Raw genomic sequence first — 25,311 nt, 5'->3', positions numbered from 1 at the left:
CTTGCCCCGGTCCAAAACCTCGGATTAGGTGCCTTCAGCACAACATTCGGACCCCACCATGACCACACCCAGAAAGATCATCGTGATCGGCGCCGGCATCTGCGGCCTCAGCTCCGCGATCTGGCTCCGCCGCGCCGGCCATGACGTCACGCTGGTCGACCGGGACGGACCGGGCGCGGGGGCGTCCTATGGGAACGCGGGCTTGCTGGCGCAATGGGCCATGGTGCCGGTGAACACCCCTGATCTTCTGACTACAGGCTTGAAATACCTTGTAAATCCCAACTCACCGCTGTTCATGCAATGGGGCTATCTGCCCCGGCTCGCGCCCTGGCTGGCGCGTTTCGTGGGCAATGCCAACCCCCGCGATTGCCGCCGCATGATCGACGCGCTGATCCCCATTGTCACCGACAGCGTCGATCAGCATATCGCCCTGACACGCGGCACCCGCGCTGCGAAATGGGTGATTTCCAGTGATTTCGGCTATGCATACCCCTCGCGCAAGGCCTTTGACGCAGATGCCTTTGCATGGGGCATCAAGCGCGAAGTGGGCATGATCCCCACGCTCCATGAAGGACCACAGGTGCAGGAGATCGAGCCGATGCTCGGCCCCTCCGTCGGCTGTCTGGCGGTGCTCAAGGGGCATGGCCATATCGCCGATCCCGGCGCATACATGGCCGATCTGGCCGAGGTTCTGCGCGATGAAGGTGGCCAGTATTTACAACGCGAGATCAAGGACATAACCCTGACCGACGGGCGCATCACCGGGGTCGAGACCGATCAGGGACCGATGCCGTGCGACCATGCGGTTCTGGCCGCTGGCATCTGGTCGAAACCGCTGATGCGCAAGCTGGGGATCAAGGTTCATCTCGAGGCCGAGCGTGGCTATCACCTGCATTTCGTCAACCCCTCGCAGATGCCCCGGCACCCGCTGATGATCTCGGCCGGCAAGTTCGCCGTGAACCCCATGGCTACCGGCCTGCGTTGCGCCGGCACGGTCGAGCTTGGGGGGATCGAAAAAGGCCCCTCCGCCGCCCCTCTCAAGCTGATCCGGAGCCATGTAAACAAGGTGTTTCCGGACCTTCGCGCCGATCATGTCGAGGAATGGATGGGCTTTCGCCCCTCGACGCCGGACAGCCTTCCTTTGGTCGGCGAATTGGGCGGAACGGGGGTCTTTGCCGCCTTCGGTCATCAGCATGTCGGCCTGACTGCCGGTCCCAAGACAGGCCGGATCATCGCCGGGCTGATCGACGGGCAGCGCCCCAACATGGACCTGGCCCCATACGACGCCAACCGCTTTCACGCATCAGCGCGGTAGCGTTTCACGAAATTCCTCAAGATCCGCTCGGGTGCATGCACCTCGGCGGCGCGGCACATGGCGATCAGATCCTCGGCGGTATCGGGCGGAAAATATCCCCTGTACCGATAGATTTTTATCCTTGTTTCAAAGCCTTGCGCGTCCGCCTCGGGATGAAACTGCGTGGCATAGACATGCCGCCCATAGCGCACCATCTGGAACGGACAGGCCGGGGAATGCACCAGATGCGCGCAGCCCTCGGGCAAGGCCTCGAGCGCCTCCTTGTGGCCGACGAACGCCTGAAACCGATCGGGCATATCCGCCAGAAGGGGATCGGCGCGCCCCGCGTCCGTAAGGCTGCAATCCGATGTTCCCACAGGCTCGCCATAGCGCCCTTTGCCGACCTCGCCATCAAGATGCTTGCCAAGGATCCCGATCCCGTAACAGCACCCCAGAAAAGGAAAATCCCGCTCGGTGATCTGCGGCATCAGGGACAGCACATCGGCTTCGATCCGCGCCTCGATCGGAGATTTTTCCTCGGGCGCATCGCTGACGCAGCCCGGCCCGCCCCCCACGATGACACCGGCATGATCATCGAGCGACAGATCACTTGGCAGCCGCTGCTGATCAAGGCGGATGCGATGCGCCTCGTCCGGGGTCAGTCCCGCCTTGCACAGGATTGCCGCGAATTCATCGTCGGCGGCCTCGGCCTCGGGGCGCAACTGCAGGATAAGAAAGGGTTTCGGCATGGTTTTGTCCGCATAAGGAGCCTGTCTGGTGGCCCGTTTTACCGCCTGCGTCAAGACTGCGGGGGCGGCGAGGGCCATGCGCTTGACGCTGCGCGGCAATAGAATACCCTGCATCTGAACACAAAATCGACAAGGACATTCCCGATGGCCCATAGCTTCGATCCGGCCTGCGGCAGAACGCTGCTGGACCACGGGTGCGGTGCGTTCGGGCCTTTGGAAAGACTTGATTTTCCTTGCAGATATCGCGCCCGCGACCGGGTCTCCGGCAGGGGGAAAACGGCCCCTTCGGCGCGCACGGAGCGCGGGTAGACCCCATGCGGCGATCGCTCAGCCTTGCGGCGTATCTGGCCTATTCCCGTCGGTCTTCTCAGGATATCACCCGCCCCGAGATCGAGCGCCCCGAGGGAGAGCTGATCTGGGCCTATGCTGTAGAGCCGCAGCATGTCGACGCTCTTCAACAACTTGCCGGACGACTGGCAGCACAGCGACCGGGGCTTGTCATGCTGCTGACAACCCCGGACGAGCCGATCGGGCAAACGCGCTCGAAAAACGTTCTGAGACAAAGGCTTCCGGCGGATACGATCGCCAATGCAAAAGCGTTTCTCGACCATTGGAAGCCGGATATATGCCTTTGGGCCGGGGGCAACCTGCACCCTGCGTTCATTAGCGTGGCGGATGAAAACGAGGTGCCGCTTTATTTGGTGGACGCGACCGAAGCCTTGCTTGACCATTCGGCTTGGCGCTGGTTTCCCGACCTGCCCCGCGCGCTGCTGGAACGGTTCGCGCTGATCATGGCGCGATCGGGTACGACTGTCCGCTTTCTCAATCGTATTGGCGTGAAGGACACCGAGGTTTTGGTCACCGGCCCGTTTCAGGAAGGCGCCATTGCCCTGAATTACAACGAGTCCGACCGCGAAGAGATGGCTTCGCTGCTGCGCGGGCGGCCAGTATGGCTGGCCGCGATGATCCAGCCGGGCGAATTGGACACGATCATGGAAACGCACCGGGTGGTCAGCCGCCTCGCGCACCGGACTTTGCTGGTGGTCGTGCCGGACGATCCGGCTGACGGGCCGGGTTTCAAGACCCGCCTGCAGGAGAAGGGCTGGCGGGTTGCGGTGTGGTCGGAAGGAGCCATGCCCGAGGAAACGACACAGATTTTGCTGGCGGATACCTTTGGTGAAATGGGGTTGTGGTATCGGCTTGCGCCGATCACCTTCATGGGCAGCTCGCTGGAAAGCGGGCAATGGGGGCGCGATCCGAATGAGCCGGCGGCGCATGGATCGGCGATCCTGTATGGGCCGAACGTGCGGCGGTACCTGTCGAGCTACTCACGGTTCGCCGAGGCCGGAGCAGCGAGAATCGTCAAGGATTCCGAGACGTTGGCGGCGGCGGTGCAGCGGTTGATCGCGCCGGACCAATCGGCAGCGATGGCGCATGCGGCATGGGACGTGGCCTCGCAAGGCTCTGAAGTCACTGACAAAATCATGGATCTCGTGCAGGATACGCTTGATGTGATGGGGGCAAGGTGATGCGCGCGCCGGATTTCTGGTTCACGGACCCCGACACACCGGCGCTGAAAGCGCGGGTCCTGGCGCCCCTGGGCGCGCTTTACGCCACCGCAACGGCCCGGAGGGTTGCCGCGAAACCGAAATATTTCCCAGCAATTCCAGTTATTTGCGTGGGTAACATCAATGCAGGCGGCACCGGGAAGACCCCAACGGTCATCGCGCTTGTCCAACATCTGCAGGCGATGGGCAAAACGGTGCATGTGATCTCGCGCGGGCATGGCGGAACGCTGGATGGACCCGTGGAGGTGGACGAAAAAACTCATACGTCCCAAGAGGTTGGAGATGAACCACTGCTGATTTCGGCCTTTACGCGGATTTGGGTCGGGAAGGACCGGGCGGCGGCGGCCAAGGCGGCGGAACTGGCCGGGGCGGATGTGATCGTGATGGATGACGGGCACCAGAACCCGTTGATAAGAAAGGATATATCCCTCATCGTGGTGGACGCGGTGCAGGGTTTCGGCAATGGGCGCTGCATTCCGGCGGGGCCATTGCGCGAACCGGTGGCCAAGGGGCTGGCGCGGGCGGATGCCGTCTTGTCGATCGGGCCGAAGGCGGCGCAGGAGAGCTTTGTCGACAGATGGGGCAAGGCGATCGCTGTGCCGCATGTCAAAGGCCGTCTGGCACCGCTGCAAACCGGGATGGACTGGACCGGGACGCGCTTTCTGGCCTTTGCGGGCATCGGCAATCCCGCGAAGTTCTTTGCGACTTTACAAGGGCTTGGAGGAGAGGTCGCCCGCGCGGAGGCGCTGGAGGACCATCAGCCGCTGACCCAGGCGCTGATGATGCGGCTGGAGGCCGAAGCCAAGCTGATCCATGCCCAACTGGTCACCACCGAGAAGGATGCGGTGCGGCTTCCGGCGGAGTTTCGCAAGAAGGTTCTGACCCTTCCGGTGCGGCTGGAGCTGGAGGACTGGACCCCGCTGGAGGAGGTGCTGGCGCGGGTCGGGCTGCGGCGGGAGTAGATGTGTAGGTTTCGTACGAAACCTACACGCGTTCAGGACGACCTGCGGAGAGATTTCCGGAATTTGTGTCCATCCCGTACACAAATCACCCGGCTCAGCCCTCGCCGGGGTGGCGCGACATGCCGCGTTCGATCGCCATCACGAGGGCCAGACCGGCGCGGGTGCGGGCCGTGAGTTCGATCGCACCGAACATGCAGACATCTGCGCAAAGACCGCAATGCCCGCAACGGTCAGCCCCCCGCAGAACCGGGTAGCCATCGGGATCGAGCGACAGGATCGAGGCCGGGCACACCGAGACGCAATCGCCGCATCCGGTGCAGCGGGCTGCAAGGCCGTCTTCGGAACGCGCACCGGGAGGGCGCGGCGGACGGCGACGGGCAGTCGGAAGGGGATCGGGGGGAGTGTGATCGTCGGTTGTGTGATCGTCGGTATGCAGCATGGTGCCCTCATCTCAGGACGGACGCCGGAACCGGATCAGGTTGCACACGGGGAGGAGACGGGACGCTATCCGAAACAGGCGCAATGACCCAAGGTAAACCGAATCGGCACCGCCACTCTTGATCTGAATCAATGCGGCGTCGGCAGTGCCGCGGTGTCAGCCGTCTTCGTCAAGCCGGGGCGAGGGGCGGACAAGCGCCAGCTCGGCGCCGGAAAACCGGAACGGCGAGCGCACACCGGGCACGCCGTCAAGCTCGACCTTCATGCCGCGTGCCTTGATCTGCGGGTCTTCGAAGACCTCGGCCAGATCGTTGATCGGGCCTGCGGGCACGCCCTGTTCCTCGCAGGCGGCCAGAAGATCGGCCTTGGAAAAGCGTTTCGTGCGTTCCGTTAGCAAATCATCAAGCTTTTTGCGGTTGGATACACGGGCGGGATTGGTCGCGTAGTCCGGGTCATCGGCCAGATCGGGACAGCCCAAAAGCGCACAGAAACGGGTGAATTGCGCGTCGTTGCCCACGGCGATGATGATGAACCCATCGGCGCAGTCGAAGACCTGATAGGGAGAGAGATTGGGATGAAAATTGCCAAGACGGCCCGGCGGCGTGCCGGTGGACAGGTAGTTCATCGCCTGATTGGCGGTGATCGATACCGCCACGTCCAGCAATGCCATGTCGATATGCTGCCCCTTGCCAGTGGCGCCGCGCTGGTGCAGCGCGGCAAGGATCGCGGTGGTGGCATAGACCCCGGTGAAGACATCCGTGACGGCGACGCCCACCTTGGTGGGCTGGCCATCGGGATGGCCGGTGATCGACATGAGGCCCGACATGCCCTGAATGATGTAATCGTAGCCGGCGCGATGCGCGTAGGGCCCATCCTGACCGAAGCCGGTGATCGAGCAATAGATCAGGCCGGGATTGATCGCGGCGAGGCTGTCGTAATCAAGGCCATATTTCGCCAGACCGCCGACCTTGAAATTCTCGATCAAGATATCGGCGTCGCGGATGATGTCGCGCAGATGCGCCTGCCCTTCGGGCGTGCGGAAATCCACCGCGACACTGGCCTTGCCGCGATTGGTGGAATGGAAATAGGCGGCGGAGCGATCACCATCGCGTTCGATGAAGGGCGGGCCCCATTGGCGGGTGTCATCGCCTGCGGGGCTTTCGATCTTGATCACCTCGGCGCCCAGATCGGCAAGGGTCTGGCCGGCCCAGGGACCGGCCAGAATACGGGCGAGTTCGACAACCTTGAGGCCGGCGAGTGGTGCACTCATCAGTTGCCCAGCTTCTCGTCGATGATCGCCTTGAGGTCGGCATAGGCCATGTTGGAGTATTTCTGGCCATTGATGACAAGTGTCGGCGTCGAGGTGACATCATCGGCTTCGGCGTTCTTCTGGTACCATGCCACCAGCGTTTTGGCCTTGTCCTGATCGGCGAGACATTCCTCGATGCGGTCCTCTTGCAGACCGGCGACCTTGCCGATGCGGCGCAATTCATTGGCGATGCCCACCGGATCACCCTTGCCGACCCAGTCCTTCTGCTTTTCGTAGAGCATTGCGGTCAGGCCGAAGAACCGCTCTTGCCCGCCGCAGCGCGCGAGCATCGACGCCCAGAGACCGAAGCGGTCGAAATAGACATCGCGGTAGATGAAGTTGATCTTGCCGGTGTCGATATAGTCGGACTTGAGCTGCTTGAACTGACCGCCGTGAAAATCGGCGCAATGCGGGCAGGTGAACGAGGCGTATTCGATCACGGTGACCGCCGCATCTGGATTGCCGATCGACATTTCGGTGATCGAGGAGGTGTCGATCTGGGAGGCTTCCTGCGCATTGGCGGCGAAGGTGAGATCGGGCGGAGTGGTGCTGCCGGAGGTCAGCCACCAGCCGGCGCCGGCGACGAGTGCGAGACAGAGGGCCGCGATTGCGGTCAGTCGGGTCATGCGTGATCCCTTTCGGTTTTGTCAGCGTTTGGATCTGGATAGAACGTTCCGCCCCAGGGCTTCAAGCGCCGATCTGAGACCGGCATCGCCGATCGGAGCGGCCAGATCGGCGGCGCGGGCCTGCGTTTGCGGATCGGGGGCGGCTTGTTCCGGTTCGGCGGGCCGGTGTTGGAAGCTGGCCTGCCCTTCGGCGAAGCCGGTGGGCGCGGTCTGGGTCACCCGGATACGGGCGATGGCGTTATAGCCGTAAACGGCGTTGACCTTTTCGCGCAGGGTTTCCTTCTGCATCTCGAGCATGGGGGCCTGCGCGCCGGTGGTCAGCACCGTCAGGGTCGCCCCGAACCCCTGCCGGGTGTAGGAGATGTTGACGGGCCGGGCGATGGCGGCGATATCCTCGCCCACGATTTCGGGCCAATGGGTGAGCAGCCGGGTCTGTGCGAAGCCGCGGCTTTCCGAGGCATGGCGGATGCGCCCCTGCACAAGCTGTGCGGTGCGCTTGAAACCCCGTGTCGTGCTTTCGCGCCTTGTCATGCTGGCTTCCTCGACTTGTCCGCTATCTTAAGGCATGTGTCGGCTCTTGCCAGCCGGAAAGCCGAAGGTGGAGATAAAGAATGCGTGACAGCGATGGGTGACGGGCCGGATCCCGCCGATCTTCTGGCGTGGTATGACGCGCATGCGCGCGATCTTCCGTGGCGCGTGGCGCCGGCGGCGCGATTGGCGGGCGCGCGGCCCGATCCCTATCGGGTGTGGCTGTCCGAGGTGATGCTGCAACAGACGACGGTGGCGGCGGTGCGCGCCTATTTCGAGCGGTTCACGGCGCTCTGGCCCACTGTCGAGGCGCTGGCGGCCGCGCCCGATGCGCAGGTGATGGGCGAATGGGCGGGGCTTGGATATTACGCGCGGGCGCGCAACCTTCTGAAATGCGCGCGCGTGGTGGCCGAGGATCATGGCGGGCGCTTTCCCGAGACACGCGAGGCGCTGATGGCGCTGCCGGGGATCGGCCCCTATACCGGGGCCGCGATCGCGGCCATCGCCTTTGACGCGCCCGAGGTGGTGGTGGACGGCAATGTGGAGCGGGTGATGGCGCGGGTGCATGACATCCGCACGCCGCTGCCCGCCGCCAAGCCCGAACTGGTCCGCGCCGCCGCTGCGCTGACGCCCGAACGCCGGCCGGGATGCCATGCGCAGGCGGTGATGGACCTGGGCGCCACGATCTGCACGCCGCGCGCGCCGGCCTGCGGGATCTGCCCCTGGTGGGGGGCCTGTGCGGCGCGCAAGGCCGGGGTGCAGGCCGAGTTGCCGCGCAAGACCCCGAAAAAGCCCAAACCCCTGCGCTTCGGCATCGCCTATGTGGCGCGGCGTGCCGATGGCGCCTGGCTGCTGGAAACCCGCCCCGACAAGGGGCTTCTGGGCGGGATGCTGGGCTGGCCCGGCAGCGACTGGACCGAAAGCGCGCCGATCCCCGCCCCACCGATCGAGGCGGATTGGACCGATCTCGGCGAAGAGGCGCGCCATACCTTCACGCATTTCCATCTGCGGCTGGCGATCAAGGTGGCGCATGTCCCGCAGGACGCCGCCCCTCTGAGAGGCGCCTTCACCCCTGCCACCGCGTTCCGCCCTTCGGATCTGCCCACCGTGATGCGCAAGGTGTTTGATCTTGCCCGGTCAAGTCTGAGACACTAATTGATCCCCGTGCCGTTCGAGTATCTCATGCCATGACGGGAGCCTATGCATGACCACGTTGCGAACCCTTCCAGCCGACAAGGTGGCACAGATCCGGCGCGCCCTGCCGTTCTGGCTGTCGCTGGTGCTGGTGCCGCTGGCCGTTATCGGCGCGCTGCATGGCGGCTGGACGGTGCTTTTGCTGCCGCTCGTGACCTGGTATTTCTTTTCGATCCTCGATGCGGTCCTGGGCCTCAACCTCGACAATGCCGATCCTGCCACCGAAGAGCACAAGCTCACATGGTACCGGGCGATCACCCTGATCTGGGCGCCGCTGCAATTCGGCCTGCTGTTCTGGATGATCTGGTATGTGACCGGGCCCGGTGGTGCGCATCTGTCGGTGGTGGAAACCCTGCTGCTGTTCTTCGGCATGGGGGTGATTTCCGGCACGGTCGGCATCAATTATTCCCATGAGCTCATGCATCAGAAGGACCGCCGCGAACGGTTGCTGGGCGATCTGCTGCTGTCCATGGTGCTTTATTCCCATTTCAGGTCCGAGCATCTGCGGGTGCATCACATTCACGTGGGCACACCAAGCGATCCGGTGACCGCGCGCTACAACGAGGGGTTCTATCGCTTCTTTCCCCGGGTTCTTCGGCAATCGTTGCTGTCGGCCTTCCGGGCCGAGCGGGCGTTTCTGGCGCGCAAGGGGCTGCCCTGGCATGATCGGCGCAACCCGTTCTGGCGCTACTGGGCGCTGCAGGGGGTGATGCTGACGCTGGCCGCGCTGCTTGGCGGATGGGTCGGGCTGGGGCTGTTCCTTTGGCAGGCCTTCGTCGCGATCTGGCAGCTGGAACTGGTCAACTACATCGAGCATTACGGGCTGACGCGGCGGCATCTGGGAGGCGGCAAATACGAGCATGTGAAACCGCATCACAGCTGGAACGCGTCGCAGAAGGCGTCGAACTGGCTGCTCATCAACCTGCAGCGCCATTCGGACCATCACTACAAGCCCGACCGCCGCTTTCCGCTGCTCCAGACCTATGCCGAGGACGAGGCGCCGCAACTGCCCTATGGCTATCCGATCATGACCATGGCCGCGATGGTGCCGGCGATCTGGCGGCGGGTGATGAACCCACGGGTGCGCCAGTGGCGCAAGACCTATTACCCCGAGATCACCGACTGGGCGCCCTACAACAAGGCGCTCAACCCCGCGCCACGCTGATCAGCGCACCAGCACCGGTGCGGCGTGCAGATGGCTGCCCTGCTCGATCGCGGTCAGGATGAAATCCGCCACATCGGCGCGCGGGATAATGCCGTTGCGCCAGCTATCCGGCGACACCAGCACGCGGTAGCGCCCGGTGCCGCGGTTCGAGGTCAGAATACCCGGACGCACGATGGTCCAGTCCAGATCGCTCGCCTCGATCATCGCCTCCTGCCGGGACTTGTCGTCATAGGCCCGCCCCATGATCGCCTTGAAGGGCAGCTTTTCCAGCGCGCTCAGGGCGGCGCGGCTGCGCCCTGCGCCAAACCCCGTCACCGCCACAAGACGGCGCGGCCCGTGCGCCTGCATCAGCGGCAAGAGCGCCTCGGTAGCACTGGAAAACAGGCTCACGGGCCCCAGCACGAAGCGGAAATCCTTGGCCACGCCAAGGGCCAGAACCACCGCATCGACCCCGTCGAGCGCAGGCTCGAGATCGCGCGCATCGGTGGCGTCGCCCGGCCTCTTCTCAAGGCCCGGATCGTCGATGGCGATGGCCTCGGCCCCGCGCGCCATCGCACGGATGCGGTGGCCACGTTCGAGCCCCTGCCGAACCACCTCGAGCCCGATCCCACGGCTTGCCCCGATCACCAGAATATGCGCCATGTGATGCCCTCCTGCAGGATGCTTCCATGGACCACATAGAGCAGGATGGTGCGATGTCCCGTGGCGGGGCTGTCGGTTTCTTCTGGCCTCAAATATCCCGGGGAGCGCGAGGGGCTGGCCCCTCGCCCCGCGCTGACAGCGCGCGCCACGCCGGCCCATCCGGGCGCTCACGAAAAAAGCCCCGCCACAAGGGCGGGGCACGAGGTAGATGCCCGTGATGTCAGGCCACAGGCACCGGCGGTGTTGGAAAAATCAGTTGGGGCGATCCGCCATTTCGGCGCGGATCTGCTGGCGCAGGATGTCGATCGGCACGGTCTTGCCATCGCGCTTGAAGCACCAGTAAGTCCAGCCGTTGCAGCTTGGCGCGCCTTCGAGGGCGGCGCCGACCTGATGGATCGAGCCCTTGACGTCGTCGCCGATCAGCGTGCCGTCGGCGCGCACCTTGGCCTTGTGACGCCCGTTCATGCTCAGCAGTTCCTCGCCCGGGCGCAGCATGCCGCGCTCGACCAGCTGGCCGAAGGGCACGCGCGGTTCGGCACGTTTCGAGGTCGAGACCTCAAGCGCCGCGCGGTCGAATTTGCGGATGCCGGCGAGCCGCTTTTCGGCCACCTTGCGATAGGCGGCCTCGCGTTCGATGCCGATATAGTCGCGGCCCAGCATCTTGGCGACAGCGCCCGTGGTGCCGGTGCCGAAGAACGGATCGAGCACCACATCGCCGGGATTGGTCGAGCCGACCAGCACGCGGTGCAGCAGGCTTTCGGGTTTCTGGGTGGGGTGGGCCTTGTCGCCGTGTTCGTCCTTGAGCCGCTCATGACCGGTGCAGATCGGCAGCACCCAGTCCGAGCGCATCTGCACGCCGTCGTTCAGCGATTTGAGCGCCTCGTAATTGAAGGTGTATTTCGCGCCTTCCTGCTTGCTGGCCCAGATCATCGTCTCATGCGCGTTGGTCAGCCGCTTGCCACGGAAATTGGGCATCGGGTTGGATTTGCGCCAGACCACGTCATTGAGGATCCAGAACCCGGCATTCTGCAGGGCGGCGCCCACCCGGAAGATGTTGTGATAGGACCCGATCACCCAGATCGCGCCATTCGGCTTGAGCAGGCGGCGCGCGGCCTTGAGCCAGTCATTGGTGAAGCGGTCATAGACTTCGAAACTGGCGAACTGGTCCCAGGCGTCATCGACCGCGTCGACGGCGCTGTTGTCGGGGCGGTGAAGATCGCCACGCAATTGCAGGTTATAGGGGGGATCGGCAAAGATCAGGTCGATGGAGCCTTCGGGAAGGCTGTTCATCACCTCGATGCAATCGCCGTCGAGAATCGTGTTGAGTGGAAGCGCGGCTGCGCCTTGCGACTTGGTCTTCGTTTTCATCATCTGCCTCTGGTCCCCGGCGCTTATGCGCTCTGGTTCGTTGGGACCAAGATGAGTCAAAGCCGAATCGCCGTCAAATTCTTTTTTGAATCAGTTACTTACAGTTTTGTCTTGATACAAGATATTGTGGACGGGTTTGAACGAACGTCTATGGTGAGGGGTCAGCCCAATATTTTGAAGCGCCGCGATGTGGCTTTTTGACGGGTATCCGGCGTTCGTCTCCCAGCCATAGCCGGGGAACTGTTGCGCCAAATCCCACATGATCCGATCGCGGGTGATTTTCGCCACGATCGAGGCCGCCGCGATGGACAGGGATTTGCCGTCGCCCTTGACCACGGCCTGCGCCGGGATCTGCAGGCCACGGGGGATCAGGTTGCCGTCGATCAGCGCCATGTCGGGCGGTGTGGCCAGCCCCGCGATCGCCCGTTCCATCGCCAGATGCGAGGCGCGCAGGATGTTGAGGCTGTCGATCTCCTCGACCGAGGCATGGGCGATGGAGACCTCGGCCATGGCGAGGATCGCGTCATGCAGAACGGCGCGGCGTTTCGCGGTCAGGCGTTTGGAATCGTTCAGACCCTCGGGGATGCGCGAGATGTCCAGCACCACCGCCGCCGCCGTGACCGGCCCGGCCAGGGGTCCGCGGCCCACCTCGTCCACGCCGGCGACGCGCAGATGGCCTGCGGCATGGGCGGCGGTTTCGAGGGTGAAATCGGGAAGGGTGCTCATGGCCTTCCATGCCACCGCGCCGCGGAAAATGCAAAAGGGAAGGGCATGGGCGCCCTTCCCTTCCGACTGCTTCTGTTTTTGACTGCTCGGGTCGGGTCTGCCTCAGTAGCCCATGCGCTTGAGGCAGCGGGCGCTATAGACGGCGCGGTTATAGCCATCGCGGATCAGGCAGGCCTGGGGCAGGACAACGCGGTTGCCGGCGCCGTGCCGCTTGCCGTGACCGTAATAGCCGTGGCGCTGCTGTTGATGGACATTCCGATGGGGAATGACCCCGGCATGATTGTAGCGGTTCTGCGCGACATAGGGTTTGTAGCCCTTGTGGTGCGGCTTGGCGTGGCCGTAGCCATACACCTTGCCACGGTCGTTCTTGTGGGAATCGGCCACGGCGGCACCGATGATGGCCAGCGCCGCGACACCGGCGATGATCTTGGCGGCATCATTGTCGGCGCGGGCGGGCGCGGCGGTGAAGCTGGTCACCGCCAGAGAGGCGGCGAGGATGGTGGCGATGAAATGACGGTGCAGCATGCTGGGTTCCTTTCGGGATGCAGAAGGCGTCTTGCGGTCGGCAACAGCGCCGATCCGTTCATGACCCAAAGCTGGGCCAACCTGCCGCGCACAGGCAATAACAGCGTCCTGTTATCGGATAACCGCCCTGCGCGGCGCGGCTTTGGCGCGTTGGATATTGAATAGCCGGGGGGCTTGGCGCATCGTGACGCCATGACACCGCAAAAGCGCATCCCCTTGAGCCTTCTTGGCGCCGCCACCGGCCTGATCCTTGCGAGCCTTGCCACGGGCGCGCAGGCGGCCTGCTATGTCGAGTTCAAGGCCAAGAAGGACAACCCCCTGCAACTGTTTCACGAGGTGGTGCGGATCGAGGGGCCGTGCACGCAGGCCAATGCCCGCGCACAATTGCAACAGCGGCTTGCGCGACAGGGCATCACATTGTTGAAGGTGATGTCGGTGAGGGACGAGTGAAAGGGGACGCAGCGTGAGGACCAGCAACGGCACCGCCGCGGAAGCGCGACGTTCGGGCAACCGGGTCGTGGTGTTCGGGATCATCGCCATCGTGGCGATCCTGTCACTGGCGGCGCTTTTTCTGTTCCTGAACCTGCCGGATGCCAATGCCTTCAACGCGCGGGTCGAGCGGATTTTCGTGGAGAACGACGCGCTGACCGCCGAGGCGGATATCAAGCTGCTGGAAATCCTTGCGCTGTCGGGCACGGCGTTTTCCGAGACGCTGAAATCCTATCGCATGGTGATGTTCGTGCTGCTGGTCTTTGCCGCGGCGCTGCTGGTGGCGTCGCTGGTGTTTCTGGTGATGCTGGTGGCGATGAACCGGCGCATGGCGCAGATCGAACGCTCGGGCATTCAGGTGAGTTCGTTGCTGATCAGCCGCGAGGAAAACACCGTCTATCTGAACAACATGGGGTTCAAGCTGACCGATGCGGCGATGGAGACGCTGGCGGTGCTGGCCGAGGCGCGGATGGATGACGACGTGCTGACCGGGGCCGAGATCGAGGCGGTGATCTCGGGGCGGCAGGCGGCGGATTGCGACGAGGCGGCGGGGGCCACGCGCATCAAGCGGCTGCGCGACACGCTTGGCAACCAGATGGTGAGCGAATTGCTGGTCAAGAACATCGCGCGGCGCGGCTATATGCTGGCCATCGACAAGGACGTGATCCAGGTGTTGTGAGCGCCGGGCGTGCCGGCGCCCTGCGATGCAGGTCTAGCTGTCGGGTCGAAGGATGATCTTGGGCGCGTCGGTCACACCCTTGCGGATATCCGAAAACGCCCCCTGCCCTTCGGAGAGACCACGGGTTTCGACCCAGTCGAGCGCACCGAGGCGGCCATCGAACATGGCTTGGGCCGTCTGGCGGAAATCCTCGGCGGTGTAGGTGTAGGTGCCGATGAAGGTGATTTCCTGCAGGGTCATGCGCCGGATATCCAGCCCGCCTGTCGCCTGCCCCAGCCCGATATGCAGGATGATGCCACCGGGGCGGGCAGAGGCCGACGCCTGCGCGCGGGTCGCTTCATAGCCGACGCCATCGATCACGATATCGAAGAGCTGCCCCTCAAGCGCGGCCGGCTCCAGAGCGTGCTGACCGCAATTGAGCGACAGGTAGCGCCGCCGCACCACGTTGGGTTCCACCACGGTCACATCCGTGATCCCCTGCGCCGTAAGGCTGAGTGCGGCGCCCAGACCGATGGCGCCGCCGCCGATTACCAGAGCGCGGGGTGTGTGGCCGGTATCGAGCGAGGCCAGCCCAAGCCGCACGGCATGCCAGCCGCACGCGATGGGTTCGGCCAGTGCCGCCTGATCGGTGGTGACATGATCGGGCAGCACCACGAGATTGCCTTCGGGCATGGCGAGATGCTGGGCGAAGGCGCCTTCGCGCGGCGGCATCGAGATGATCTGACGGTCGGGACACAGGTTGTCGCGCCCGGCAAGGCAGGCCGGGCATGTGCCACAGGTGACCAGCGGGTTGACGGTGACGCGGGTCCCGGCGCGGGGGCCGGTTTCGATCACGCCCGCCGCCTCGTGACCGAGGATGAGGGGAGCGGGGCGCCGCTCGTCATGGCCGAGAAAGGCGTGCATGTCCGAGCCGCAGATGCCGACGCTTTCGACGCGGATCAGCACCTCGCCATCGCGCGGCGTGGGATCGGGGGCGTCGCGATAGGCCATCGCCTCGGGTCCGGTGTAGATCAGGGCCTTCATTTCGCGGTGAACCCCCCATCGACCATGAGCACCTGTCCGGTCACGTAATCCGAGGCCGGGGCGCAGAGAAACAGAAGCGGGCCGTCCATGTCGGCCATCGTGCCATTGCGCCCGATGCAGGTGGTGGCCGCGTTGCGCGCGGCAAGCTCGGGATCGGCAAAGACCGGCGCGGTGAGTTCGGTGGGGAAAAAGCCCGGTCCGATGGCGTTGGCGGTGATGCCGTGGGGCGACCATGCTTCGGCCATGGCGCGGGTCAGTTGCGCCACGCCAGCCTTGCTGGCGCCATAGGCGATGCCGCCGGGAAAGGCGCGGAAGGTCTGGAGCGAGGCGAAATTGACGATCCGGCCCCAGCCCTTGGCCTTCATCGCCGGGACCAGTTGCTGTGACAGGAAAAACGGCGCCGACAGGTTGAGCGCGATGGTGGTGTCCCAGCCTTCGGGGGTGACATCGTCGGCCCGCTGGCGGGTGTTGATGCCGGCGGCATGGACCACGATATCGGGGGCGCCGAAGGGGGCTGCGACGGCGCGGGCGAGATCGGGCAGGCTGTCGCGGTCGGCCACGTCATGCGCGACGCAAGCGGCGCGCGGGCCGGTTTCGGCCTGCCACTCGGCCAGGGCCTCGGCGCGGCGCGCCACGCCGACCACCTGCGCGCCGGCACGGGCGAGCAGGCTGGCGGCGTGACGGCCAAGACCGGAGCTGGCGCCGGTGACGCAGGCCACCTTGCCGGTCAGATCGAACAGCGCAGAGAGGTCAGCCATTTGCGGAGAGGTCGAAGTTCTGGCCGGGGAAGTATTTGCGCAGCCGGATGTCGGCGGTGCGGGCGTGGCCCTCCATGCCTTCGAGCCGCGAGATGCGCGCGGTGGCTTCGGCCACGGGTTTGCAGCCTTCGCGGGTGGCGCGCTGCCATGTGACGATCTTCATGTATTTGTGCACGCTGAGCCCGCCGGTATAGCGCGCAGCGCCCGAGGTGGGCAGAACGTGGTTGGTGCCGGACGCCTTGTCGCCGAAGGCCACGGTGGTTTCCTCGCCCAGGAACAAAGAGCCATAGCAGCTGAGCCGTGACAGCCACCAATCCAGATCTTCGGCCTGCACGGTGAGGTGTTCGGGGGCATAATCATCGGAGGTGGCGGCCATTTCCTCGCGGTCGGCGCAGAGGATCACCTCGGCGTAGTCGCGCCATGCGGCGGCGGCGTTGTCGCGGTTCACCTCGGGCAGATCGTCGATCAGGCGGGGAACAAGCTCCATCACCTGCTCGGCGAGCGCGCGATCATCGGTGACCAGCCAGACGGGCGAGTTGTAGCCATGCTCGGCCTGCCCCACGAGATCGGTGGCGACCACTTCGGCGTCGGCGGTGGCATCGGCGAGGATCAGGCTGTCGGTGGGTCCGGCGATCATGTCGATGCCCACACGGCCGAAGAGGATGCGCTTGGCTTCGGCGACGAACTGGTTGCCGGGGCCGACGAGGATGTTGGCGCGCGGCAGGCCGAAGAGACCGAAGGTCATCGCGGCAACGCCCTGCACGCCGCCCATGGCGAGGATCGTGTCGGCGCCGCACAGATCGGCAGCATAGATGATGGCGGGGTTGATGCCCACACCGGGGCGCGGCGGAGAGCAGGCGACGATATGCTTGCAGCCCGCGACCTTGGCGGTGGTCACGGTCATGATGGCGGAGGCGATGTGGCTGTAGCGCCCGCCCGGCACGTAGCAGCCGGCGCCGTGGACGGGGATGCTTTTCTGTCCTGCGATCAGGCCGGGCACCACCTCGATCTCGATGTCGCGGAGGGTTTCCTTCTGGGCCTCGGCGAAGGCGCGGACATTGGCATGGGCGAACTGGATGTCCTGCCGCAGTTTTTCAGGCACGAGCGCCTTGGCGGCTTCGATCTCGTCGCGGGTGAGGACCACGTTGCCGTCGTACTGATCGAACTTGGCAGCGTAGTCGAGTGCCGCCTGATCGCCGCCCTTTTCGATATCATCGAGGATGGTCTGCACCGTCTGGTGCACGTCGGAGGCGCCGGATTGCGCGGTCAGGGCAGCTTTCTTGAGATACTCTCGGGCCATTGAATGTGAGTCCTATTTGTAGATGTCAGGCAGGAGCGACGTGGACAATGCGGGCACATAGGCGATCAGCAGAACCACGATCAGCATGAAGAACACGAACGGCACGGCCCGCACGGCGATCCTGAGGATGGATTCGCCGGTGAGGCCGGACACAACGAACAGGTTGAGACCAAGCGGCGGGGTGATGAAGCCCACGCCAAGCGCGGTGATCATCATCACGCAGAACTGGATCTCGTTCATCCCGATATTGTCGGCCAGCGGCTTGAGGATCGGGGCGAGGATCACGATGTTGGGCGTCGTCTCCATCACGCAGCCGGCAGCGATCAGGATGAAGATCATCAGCAGGATCAGGATGGCCGGTTCATCTGTGATCGAGGTCACGCCCTGAACGAAGCCCTGCGGCACGCCGAGGATCGCCAGTGCCTGAGCGAGCGGCAGCGAAAAGGCGATGATCGGAAGGATCACGCCATTGACCTTGGCGGAACTGACCAGCATCGCCGGGAAATCCGCCAGCTTAAGCGTGCCCAGAACGAAGCCCAGGAAGATCGTGACGATCACGGCGGTGGCGCCGGCCTCGGTCGGGGTGAACTTGCCCGAGAAGATGCCGCCGAAGATGATGACCGGCACGATGAAGGCATACCAGCCACGCGCCAGCGCACCGCCCAGATTGCGCAGCCATTCACCGAAGCCGATGCCGCCACCGCCTTCGTAATTGTAGATGCGGTTGACCACGATATTGGTGATGAGGATCGACACGAGGATCGCGATGCCGGGGATCACGGCGGCCAGAAAGAGGGTCGAGGCGGAAATGCCCAGAACAAGGCCGATGATGATATAGGCGATGGAGGGCGGAATGAGGATGCCGGTACAGGCGCCCGCGGCCACCAGCGCACAGGCATAGGGGCGCGGATAGCCGGATTCCACCAGCCGGTCGATCGTCATGCGGCCCACGGCGGCAGCACCTGCCGCATCCGAGCCGGAGATTGCCGAGAACATCCCGCAGACCAGCACCGTGGCCGAGCCGAACCCGCCCTTGGCAAAGCAGGTCAGCGCCTCGGCCACATCCAGAAACTTGCGTGACAGGCCGGTGCGCACCAGCACGTCGCCGGTGAGGATGAAAAGCGGGACGGCGGTCAGGGCAAAGGCGTCGATGCCGTCGAACAGGCTTTCGCCCACCAGCGAGAGCGGCAAGGCGCCGGACATCAGGAGCATGACAATGGCCGAGGCGCCGATGGCCGCCCAGACGGGGATGGCCAGCGCGCAGAGCACGACGAAAAGGATCACCGGAACGTAGAAATCCCAGCCCAGTTCGACCGATGTGTTGAGGGTCTGCCACATGTTACGCGCCCCCTCAGTCGAACAGCTTGTCGCCTTCGTAAACGGGCGTGCCGTCACGAAGGGCGCGCAGATCGCGCAGGAAGGATTGGGCGAGGCGCAGCAGCATCAGGCTGAACCCGATGGGCACCGCCAGCAGGAACCAGATCATCGACACGCGCAGACCGTGGCTGACCGATCCGAACTTGGCCGAGACCATGACGGTTTCCCAGGACCAGTAGACCGCGATCACGGCAACGGCGGCCATCACCATGTCCCCGAAGATATAGAGCAGCGCCTTGGCGCGCGGGGGCAGGTAATGCATGATCACGTCGATGCGGATATGGCCGCGTTCCTTTACGGCGGCGGCAGCCCCAATCCACGCGAGATAGATGAAGGAATAGCGCACGATCTCTTCGCCCCAGATCGAGGAATAGGAGAAGAGTTCGCGGCGCAGCACCTCGACCGCCATGGTCACCACGAGCATCACGTAGAACACCAGCAGCGCCCATCGTTCCGCGTTTTTGTCCAGTGCCTGAAGCATGTCGTCCTTTCCCGTCCGGACGCCGTGACGCGGACCCGGTGCATTGATCGACTGTTATGGCAACGCCGGGCGCAGAACGCGCCCGGCGGCGATGGGGATCAGGCGTCGTGCACGTAGTACTTGCCTTGTGTGCCCGCGGCTTCGGCCAGCTTGTCGAAGGTCTCCATCGAGCCGGCCAGCTCGGTCTTGAAGGGATCCCATTCGGAGCGCTGGAAGCCTGCGGTTTCCTTCCATTCGGTCAGCTGATCGGCGCTGAGCGAGTGGAATTCGACCCCGGACTTGGCCATTTCGGCCATTGCGAAGGCGCGCGAGGACGGCACCTTGGCGAGGTTCTGGTGGAAGGTCATCTCGGACGCCCATGCCAGCCCGTCCTGCACGTCGCCGGGCAGGGAGTTGAACCATTCGAGGTTGCAGGCGTAGCACTGGCTGTCGGGAACGGCCTGCGTGAAGGTCACGTGGCTGAGGATGTCCTTGAAGCCGAAGGCATAGAGCGCGCCCACCGAAGGATCGAGAGCATCGGCCACGCCCTGCTTGATCGCCGAGGGGGTTTCGCCCCATGCGACCGGCGTGGGGTTGGCACCCGCCATGCGGTAGAACTGCTGGAGCATCTGCGAGCCGGGCACGCGGAACTTGACGCCGGCAAGGTCGCCCGGTGTCATGATCGGGCCGCCGCCGCCCTTGCGCACGGCCATCACGCGCGGGTCGATGCAGAAGTAGAAGAGCGGCTTGAAGCCACGCTGCTCGACCATGGCGTTGACCTCGGCGTTCCAGATGTCGGACGTCACGAGGTTCACGAAGCGCTGATTGGCGCCGCAGAAATAGGGCATGTTGATCAGGTCGACCGCCGGGGCGAAGGGGGCGAAGTTGGACAGCGAGAACTGACCGGCATTGACCGTGCCGCCCTGCACCTTCTGGGCCAGGGCCGAGCCGACGCCCAGCTGACCGCCGGGGGCCAGTTTCACATAGACCTTGCCGTTGGTGGCGTTCTGGATGTTCTCTTTGAAGTCCAGCTGCATCATCGGATAGCTGCGCGTTGTGCCGATGACATATTCGGTGGCCAGCGTCATGACGTGATCGGCGGCCTGTTCACGCTCGCGCTCTTCGTTTGCGGTCTGGGCCGTGGCCGCGGATGACCACAGCACACCGCTTGCACCTGCCACGAGAGCCGCCGTGAAGCTGCCGGTGGCGGCGAGCTTCATGAAATTGCGGCGCTCTTGCGAGGCAAGTTCCTTTTGTTCTTTATTCATTGTCGTTCCTCCCTTGGATGTCCTGTGCGTGTCTTTTGCGGTTGCGGGCGGCTTCGCTGCGCAGGACGGCCACAACGAAGGATGCCACTGCTGCGAACAGCATGAGCATTTCCCCCACATCGTTCAGGAAAACCACGCCGCGGGCCGAGCCGATCGCCACATTGGTCGCGAAGACGCCGAAGAAGACGGCCGCCAGCAGCAAAAACATGAAGTACCTCCCTCTCACCGGTCAGGACCGATGATTCGAGAATAATGTAAGCGCTTACAAAATTGCATGCAAGCGCTTACATAATGTGCTATCACTCAGTCTCGGTTGCCCCTATGCAGCGACGGACGCGCGACACGGGATGCGCCCGAACCAACGGACACGAATGAACGACGACAAGAGCGATACCCTACCCGGCCTGCCGACGCTGGCCGATGTGGCCGAGCGGGCGAATGTGTCGACCGCGACGGTCTCGCGCTGCCTGAATTCGCCTGACAGGGTGGTGGAGGCGACGCGCGAACGCGTTCTCAAGGCGGTGCAGGAATTGGGCTATTCGCCGAATTTCGGCGCGCGGGCGCTGGCGGCGCGGCGCACAGGTACCGTGGGTGCGATCATTCCGACGATGGAAAACGCGATTTTCGCCCGCGCGATGCAGGCCTTTCAGGAAGAGTTGCGCGACAATGGGCTGACGCTTCTGGTGGCGTCCTCGGCCTACAGGCCGCAGGTGGAGGATGAGCAGATCCACGCGCTGGTGGCACGGGGGGCGGATGCGCTGTTGCTGATCGGGCATGACCGCAGCGAGGCGCTGTATCAGTTTCTGGAGCGACGGGGCGTGCCGGTTCTGGCGGCCTGGGTGCATGATGCGGACAATCCGCGCCCGTCGATCGGTTTCGACAATCGCAAGGCGATGCGGATGCTGGCCGAAGAGGTGATCCGGGCGGGGCACCGGGATCTGGCGATGATCAGCGCGGACATCAACGGCAATGACCGCGCCCGAGAGCGGGTGGCGGGGCTGCGCGAGGCGATGGCGGCGCGTGGTCTGGATGCCGAGGCGCTGCCGCTGATCCAGACGCGCTATTCGATCGAGCATGGGCGGCAGGCCTTTGCCAAGCTGATGCGGCGGGTGCCGCGCCCCACGGCGGTTATCTGCGGCAATGACGTGCTGGCGGTGGGCGCCTTGCAGATGGCGCGCGAGATGGGGCTGCATGTGCCCGGAGACGTGTCGATCACCGGCTTCGACGATATCGAGATCGCGACGCTTGTGGAGCCGCCGCTGACCACGGTGCATGTGCCGCATCGGGCCATGGGGCGGCAGGCGGCGCAAATGCTGATCGAGGCGCTGCGCAGTGGCGTCCCCGTGGCTGAAAGCGTGGAATTGCAGACCGATCTACGGCTGCGCGGCACGCTTGGGCCGCCGCCCGCCTGAACGGCGGCGGGGCGGCTCAGGCCGGCGCGGTGGCGGTGGCAGCGGCGTGGCGCTGGCGCATGGTGTCGGCGGAACGGCGGACGATTTCGGCGATGTCCATCAACTGACCGGCCAGGGGGCTGGTCTTGCGCCAGATCATGCCGACGGTGCGGGTGGGGCGCGGATCACCCAGATCGGCCACCGACACATCTGCGGAGCGGGTTTCGACAGGCACCGCCATTTCCGGAACCAGCGTGACGCCCATGCCCGCGCCGACCATTTGCACCAGGGTGGACAAGGAACTGCCATCCAGACCGTCGCGGGGCACCGCCGATTGCAGGCTGCAGAAAGACAGCGCCTGATCGCGGAAGCAATGCCCCTCTTCGAGCAGAAGAAGGCGCATTTCACGCAGGGCGTCGCGGCAGGGCACGGGCTTGTCCGCGTCCGATCCGGGGCGCACCAGCATCATGGTCTCGGTGAACAGCGTCACCTCGGTGAAGGATGGCTCGGACACCGGCAAGGCGACGATGGCGCAGTCGATACGGCCCTCGGACAACTCGCGGATAAGCCGGGGGGTCAGGGTTTCGCGGACATGCACATCGAGCCCGGCATGGGCGGTGGTGAGATCGCGCAGGATCGTGGGCAGAAGATAGGGTGCGATGGTCGGGATGACGCCGATGCGCAAACGGCCGATCATACCGTCCCGAGAGGCGCGGGCCAGATCACCCAGTTCATCGACCGAGCGAAGGATGCCGCGCACATGCCGCGCGATCTGATCGCCGAAGGCGGTCAGCCGCACCTGCCGCGCACCGCGTTCGAAAAGCGTGGTGCCAAGCGACTCCTCGAGATCGCGGATCTGCACCGACAGGGCGGGTTGCGAGATGGCACAGGCCTCGGCGGCGCGGCCGAAATGGCCATGCCGGGCGAGCGCCTCGAAATAGCGGAGCTGTTTGAGGGTCAGGTTCTTCATAATATAAAATTATCGTAACAATCACTAAATGCAACTTAAACCAATGGCCGCGATTTGCTAGAAGCACCTTCATAGCCCTTGGGGAGATCGTCTGCCGGATCGCTGCGCATCATCAGTGCAAGGGGATCGAAGGCGAATCATACTCCTCGGGGACACAAGCCCGGTCCCTGACCGAAGCCAAGCAAGATGGAGAGAGAATATGGACGGAAACGACGTGAACACCTCGGGCAAATGCCCGGTCATGCACGGTGGCCTGACCGCTACCGGCACCTCGAACATGGAATGGTGGCCCAAATCCCTGAACCTCGACATCCTGCACCAGCATGACACCAAGACCAATCCGCTGGCCGAGGTGAATTATCGCGAGGCGGTCAAGGAGCTGGATTTCGACGCGCTGAAGGAAGACATGAAGGCGCTGCTGACCGACAGCCAGGACTGGTGGCCGGCTGACTGGGGCCATTACGGCGGTCTGATGATCCGTCTGGCGTGGCACTCGGCAGGATCCTACCGTCTGGCCGATGGCCGGGGCGGCGGGGCTGCGGGCAATATCCGTTTCGCGCCGCTGAACTCGTGGCCAGATAACGGCAACCTCGACAAGGCACGCCGCATCCTGTGGCCGCTGAAGAAGAAATACGGCAACAAGCTGTCCTGGGCGGACCTGATCCTGCTGGCGGGCACCGTGTCCTATGAGGCGATGGGCCTGAAGACCTATGGTTTCTCGTTCGGACGCGAGGATATCTGGCATCCCGAGAAGGACACCTATTGGGGCGCCGAGAAGGAATGGCTGGCGCCGTCCGACAGCCGCTATGGCGATGTCGAAAAGCCCGACACGATGGAAAACCCGCTGGCCGCCGTGCAGATGGGTCTGATCTATGTGAACCCCGAAGGCGTCAACGGCCAGCCCGATCCGCTCAAGACCGCAGGCCAGGTGCGCGAGACGTTTGCCCGGATGGCGATGGACGACGTGGAAACCGCCGCGCTGACCTGTGGCGGTCACACCGTGGGCAAGGCGCATGGCAATGGCGATGCGGCAACGCTTGGCGCCGAGCCCGAAGCGTCCGACATCGAGAACCAGGGCCTTGGCTGGATGAACCCCAATCTGGGCGGCAAGGCGACGAATGCCGTCACCTCGGGGATCGAGGGCGCGTGGACCACGCATCCGACCCAGTGGGACATGGGCTATTTCGATCTGCTGTTCGGCTATGAGTGGGAGCTGACCAAGTCGCCCGCAGGCGCGTGGCAGTGGCGTCCGATCGACATCAAGGAAGAGGACATGCCGGTCGACACGACCGATCCGACCAAGCGTGTCATGCCGATGATGACCGATGCCGACATGGCGATGAAGATGGACCCGGTCTATAACGAGATCTGCCAGAAGTTCATGGCCGATCCCGAGTATTTCGCCGATGCCTTTGCCCGCGCCTGGTTCAAGCTGACCCATCGCGACATGGGCCCGCGCACGCGCTATATCGGGCCGGACGCGCCGCAAGAGGATCTGATCTGGCAGGATCCGATCCCGGCCGGTTCGACCGGATACGATGTGGCTGCCGTGAAGGCGAAGATCGCCGATAGCGGTTTGTCGATCGGGGATATGGTTGCCACCGCATGGGACAGCGCGCGCACCTTCCGCGGCTCGGACCTGCGCGGCGGTGCCAATGGCGCCCGCATCCGCCTTGCCCCGCAGAAAGACTGGGAAGGCAACGAGCCCGAGCGTCTGGCACGTGTGCTGGGTGTGCTGGAAGGCATCGCCGCCGAGACCGGCGCGAGCGTGGCTGACGTGATCGTTCTGGCGGGCAATGTCGGTGTCGAGCATGCGGCCAAGGCCGCGGGCGTCGATATCGAGGTGCCGTTCACGCCGGGCCGTGGCGACGCGACCGACGAGATGACCGATGCCGCATCCTTCGACGTGCTGGAGCCGCTGGCGGACGGGTTCCGCAACTGGCTGAAGAAGGATTACATCGTCACGCCGGAAGAGATGATGCTGGACCGCGCGCAGCTGTTGGGGCTGACCGCACCCGAAATGACCGCCCTGATCGGCGGGATGCGGGTGATCGGCACCAATCACGGTGGCACGGCGCATGGCGTCTTCACCGACACGCCCGGCGCGCTGAGCACGGATTTCTTCGTGAACCTGACCGACATGTCCTATCGCTGGCAGCCGGTTGGCGAGAACCTCTATGAAATCCGCGACCGCAAGACCGATCAGGTCAAGTGGACAGCGACGCGGGTCGATCTGGTGTTCGGCTCCAACTCGATCCTGCGGGCCTATGCCGAGGTCTATGCGCAGGACGACAACAAGGAGAAGTTCGTCAAGGACTTCGTCGCGGCCTGGACCAAGGTGATGAACGCGGACCGGTTCGACATCGCATGATCGCCACGTTTGGATGATCAAGGGGGCGGCGCTGCGATGCGCCGCCCTTTTTCTTTGTGCCCGAGGGTGTCCCCCATGCAAAAGGGCCGGCGCATGACGGCGCCGGCCCTTTGGCTTTCGTGACGGATCGC

At 64.3% G+C, this 25,311-nt stretch carries 26 protein-coding genes; 9 read left to right on the top strand and 17 right to left on the bottom strand.

The features are described from left to right. Nucleotides 1-58: 58 nt before the first annotated feature. Complete coding sequence (locus tag F3H35_RS16470) at nucleotides 59-1,315, top strand: NAD(P)/FAD-dependent oxidoreductase (protein WP_149780637.1); 1,257 nt, start codon at nucleotides 59-61, stop codon at nucleotides 1,313-1,315. Here F3H35_RS16470 and F3H35_RS16465 read toward each other — a convergent pair. Beyond that, nucleotides 1,297-2,043, bottom strand: a complete 747-nt coding sequence (locus F3H35_RS16465) for a glutamine amidotransferase (RefSeq protein WP_149780636.1) — start codon at nucleotides 2,041-2,043, stop codon at nucleotides 1,297-1,299. The two genes, F3H35_RS16470 and F3H35_RS16465, sit on opposite strands and share 19 nt — an antisense overlap. 314 nt (nucleotides 2,044-2,357) lie before the next feature. On the opposite strand from F3H35_RS16465, the gene F3H35_RS16460 reads away from it, so the two are divergent. Together F3H35_RS16460 and lpxK are read left to right on the top strand one after the other, a co-directional pair. Next, nucleotides 2,358-3,572: a 3-deoxy-D-manno-octulosonic acid transferase gene (locus tag F3H35_RS16460; protein ID WP_149780635.1), complete on the top strand. Its 1,215-nt coding sequence runs from the start codon at nucleotides 2,358-2,360 to the stop codon at nucleotides 3,570-3,572. Further along, nucleotides 3,572-4,573 (top strand): tetraacyldisaccharide 4'-kinase, encoded by a 1,002-nt coding sequence (gene lpxK / locus F3H35_RS16455; RefSeq protein ID WP_149780634.1) that lies wholly within the window; start codon nucleotides 3,572-3,574, stop codon nucleotides 4,571-4,573. Before F3H35_RS16460 ends, lpxK begins: the two co-directional genes overlap by 1 nt. Nucleotides 4,574-4,667: 94 nt before the next feature. On the opposite strand, the gene F3H35_RS16450 is transcribed toward lpxK, so the two are convergent. The 4 genes from F3H35_RS16450 to F3H35_RS16435 form a co-directional block, all read right to left on the bottom strand. Then, nucleotides 4,668-5,012, bottom strand: a complete 345-nt coding sequence (locus F3H35_RS16450; protein ID WP_149780633.1) for an ATP-binding protein — start codon at nucleotides 5,010-5,012, stop codon at nucleotides 4,668-4,670. A 156-nt stretch (nucleotides 5,013-5,168) separates the two neighbouring features. Continuing rightward, nucleotides 5,169-6,281 carry a CaiB/BaiF CoA transferase family protein gene (locus F3H35_RS16445; RefSeq protein ID WP_149780632.1) on the bottom strand — a complete coding sequence of 371 codons (1,113 nt, stop codon included), beginning with the start codon at nucleotides 6,279-6,281 and terminating at the stop codon, nucleotides 5,169-5,171. Continuing rightward, nucleotides 6,281-6,946 (bottom strand): DsbA family protein, encoded by a 666-nt coding sequence (locus F3H35_RS16440; protein WP_149780631.1) that lies wholly within the window; start codon nucleotides 6,944-6,946, stop codon nucleotides 6,281-6,283. The genes F3H35_RS16445 and F3H35_RS16440 overlap by 1 nt, the downstream gene beginning before the upstream one ends. Nucleotides 6,947-6,967: 21 nt before the next feature. Continuing rightward, nucleotides 6,968-7,477 carry a DUF721 domain-containing protein gene (locus F3H35_RS16435; protein ID WP_149780630.1) on the bottom strand — a complete coding sequence of 170 codons (510 nt, stop codon included), beginning with the start codon at nucleotides 7,475-7,477 and terminating at the stop codon, nucleotides 6,968-6,970. 93 nt (nucleotides 7,478-7,570) lie between these two features. On the opposite strand from F3H35_RS16435, the gene F3H35_RS16430 reads away from it, so the two are divergent. Both F3H35_RS16430 and F3H35_RS16425 read left to right on the top strand, forming a co-directional pair. After that, a complete protein-coding gene (locus F3H35_RS16430; RefSeq protein ID WP_149780661.1) occupies nucleotides 7,571-8,629 on the top strand; it encodes an A/G-specific adenine glycosylase in 1,059 nt (352 codons plus the stop codon). Nucleotides 8,630-8,678: 49 nt separating this feature from the next. Beyond that, nucleotides 8,679-9,833 (top strand): alkane 1-monooxygenase, encoded by a 1,155-nt coding sequence (locus F3H35_RS16425; RefSeq protein ID WP_149780629.1) that lies wholly within the window; start codon nucleotides 8,679-8,681, stop codon nucleotides 9,831-9,833. Here the strand turns inward: F3H35_RS16425 and F3H35_RS16420 are convergent, their stop codons facing one another. The 4 genes from F3H35_RS16420 to F3H35_RS16405 form a co-directional block, all read right to left on the bottom strand. Next, a complete protein-coding gene (locus F3H35_RS16420) occupies nucleotides 9,834-10,475 on the bottom strand; it encodes an NAD(P)-dependent oxidoreductase (protein WP_149780628.1) in 642 nt (213 codons plus the stop codon). Nucleotides 10,476-10,727: 252 nt separating this feature from the next. Beyond that, nucleotides 10,728-11,843, bottom strand: a complete 1,116-nt coding sequence (locus F3H35_RS16415) for a site-specific DNA-methyltransferase (RefSeq protein ID WP_149780660.1) — start codon at nucleotides 11,841-11,843, stop codon at nucleotides 10,728-10,730. 90 nt (nucleotides 11,844-11,933) lie between these two features. Beyond that, on the bottom strand, nucleotides 11,934-12,569 hold the full coding sequence (locus F3H35_RS16410) for a ribonuclease HII (RefSeq protein ID WP_149780627.1): 636 nt from the start codon (nucleotides 12,567-12,569) through the stop codon (nucleotides 11,934-11,936). A 102-nt stretch (nucleotides 12,570-12,671) separates the two neighbouring features. Continuing rightward, nucleotides 12,672-13,094 (bottom strand): hypothetical protein, encoded by a 423-nt coding sequence (locus F3H35_RS16405; protein WP_149780626.1) that lies wholly within the window; start codon nucleotides 13,092-13,094, stop codon nucleotides 12,672-12,674. Nucleotides 13,095-13,286: 192 nt separating this feature from the next. Between F3H35_RS16405 and F3H35_RS16400 the strand changes: the two genes are divergently transcribed. Together F3H35_RS16400 and F3H35_RS16395 are read left to right on the top strand one after the other, a co-directional pair. Next, nucleotides 13,287-13,544: a hypothetical protein gene (locus F3H35_RS16400; protein WP_149780625.1), complete on the top strand. Its 258-nt coding sequence runs from the start codon at nucleotides 13,287-13,289 to the stop codon at nucleotides 13,542-13,544. Nucleotides 13,545-13,557: 13 nt separating this feature from the next. After that, entirely contained in the window at nucleotides 13,558-14,262 is a 705-nt protein-coding gene (locus F3H35_RS16395) for a winged helix-turn-helix domain-containing protein (protein ID WP_149780624.1), read from the top strand. 33 nt (nucleotides 14,263-14,295) lie between these two features. On the opposite strand, the gene F3H35_RS16390 is transcribed toward F3H35_RS16395, so the two are convergent. The 7 genes from F3H35_RS16390 to F3H35_RS16360 all read right to left on the bottom strand — a co-directional run bounded on the left by F3H35_RS16390 (nucleotide 14,296) and on the right by F3H35_RS16360 (nucleotide 20,656). After that, the gene (locus F3H35_RS16390) at nucleotides 14,296-15,285 is read right to left on the bottom strand and encodes a zinc-dependent alcohol dehydrogenase (protein WP_149780623.1); all 990 of its coding nucleotides are present in this window, start codon (nucleotides 15,283-15,285) and stop codon (nucleotides 14,296-14,298) included. Continuing rightward, nucleotides 15,282-16,043 carry an SDR family NAD(P)-dependent oxidoreductase gene (locus F3H35_RS16385; protein ID WP_149780622.1) on the bottom strand — a complete coding sequence of 254 codons (762 nt, stop codon included), beginning with the start codon at nucleotides 16,041-16,043 and terminating at the stop codon, nucleotides 15,282-15,284. The genes F3H35_RS16390 and F3H35_RS16385 overlap by 4 nt, the downstream gene beginning before the upstream one ends. Next, nucleotides 16,036-17,343, bottom strand: a complete 1,308-nt coding sequence (gene hisD / locus F3H35_RS16380; RefSeq protein ID WP_149780621.1) for a histidinol dehydrogenase — start codon at nucleotides 17,341-17,343, stop codon at nucleotides 16,036-16,038. The genes F3H35_RS16385 and hisD overlap by 8 nt, the downstream gene beginning before the upstream one ends. A gap of 12 nt (nucleotides 17,344-17,355) precedes the next feature. Further along, complete coding sequence (locus tag F3H35_RS16375) at nucleotides 17,356-18,681, bottom strand: TRAP transporter large permease (RefSeq protein ID WP_007811105.1); 1,326 nt, start codon at nucleotides 18,679-18,681, stop codon at nucleotides 17,356-17,358. A 13-nt stretch (nucleotides 18,682-18,694) separates the two neighbouring features. Continuing rightward, on the bottom strand, nucleotides 18,695-19,201 hold the full coding sequence (locus F3H35_RS16370) for a TRAP transporter small permease (RefSeq protein WP_149780620.1): 507 nt from the start codon (nucleotides 19,199-19,201) through the stop codon (nucleotides 18,695-18,697). A 98-nt stretch (nucleotides 19,202-19,299) separates the two neighbouring features. Next, a complete protein-coding gene (locus tag F3H35_RS16365; protein ID WP_149780619.1) occupies nucleotides 19,300-20,448 on the bottom strand; it encodes a TRAP transporter substrate-binding protein in 1,149 nt (382 codons plus the stop codon). Continuing rightward, entirely contained in the window at nucleotides 20,441-20,656 is a 216-nt protein-coding gene (locus F3H35_RS16360) for a hypothetical protein (protein ID WP_007811112.1), read from the bottom strand. The genes F3H35_RS16365 and F3H35_RS16360 overlap by 8 nt, the downstream gene beginning before the upstream one ends. Nucleotides 20,657-20,819: 163 nt before the next feature. On the opposite strand from F3H35_RS16360, the gene F3H35_RS16355 reads away from it, so the two are divergent. After that, nucleotides 20,820-21,860, top strand: a complete 1,041-nt coding sequence (locus F3H35_RS16355) for a LacI family DNA-binding transcriptional regulator (RefSeq protein WP_149780618.1) — start codon at nucleotides 20,820-20,822, stop codon at nucleotides 21,858-21,860. 16 nt (nucleotides 21,861-21,876) lie between these two features. Here F3H35_RS16355 and F3H35_RS16350 read toward each other — a convergent pair whose 3' ends face one another. Further along, nucleotides 21,877-22,809, bottom strand: coding sequence for a LysR substrate-binding domain-containing protein (locus F3H35_RS16350; protein WP_149780617.1), 933 nt, complete (start codon nucleotides 22,807-22,809; stop codon nucleotides 21,877-21,879). A 199-nt stretch (nucleotides 22,810-23,008) separates the two neighbouring features. Here F3H35_RS16350 and katG point away from each other — a divergent pair, with 199 nt between their 5' ends. After that, entirely contained in the window at nucleotides 23,009-25,180 is a 2,172-nt protein-coding gene (katG, locus tag F3H35_RS16345; RefSeq protein ID WP_149780616.1) for a catalase/peroxidase HPI, read from the top strand. Nucleotides 25,181-25,311 lie beyond the last annotated feature (131 nt).

The organism is Roseovarius litoreus (assembly GCF_900142765.1).
Lineage (GTDB): Bacteria > Pseudomonadota > Alphaproteobacteria > Rhodobacterales > Rhodobacteraceae > Roseovarius > Roseovarius litoreus.
This window is presented reverse-complemented; position numbering and strand designations above follow the sequence as displayed.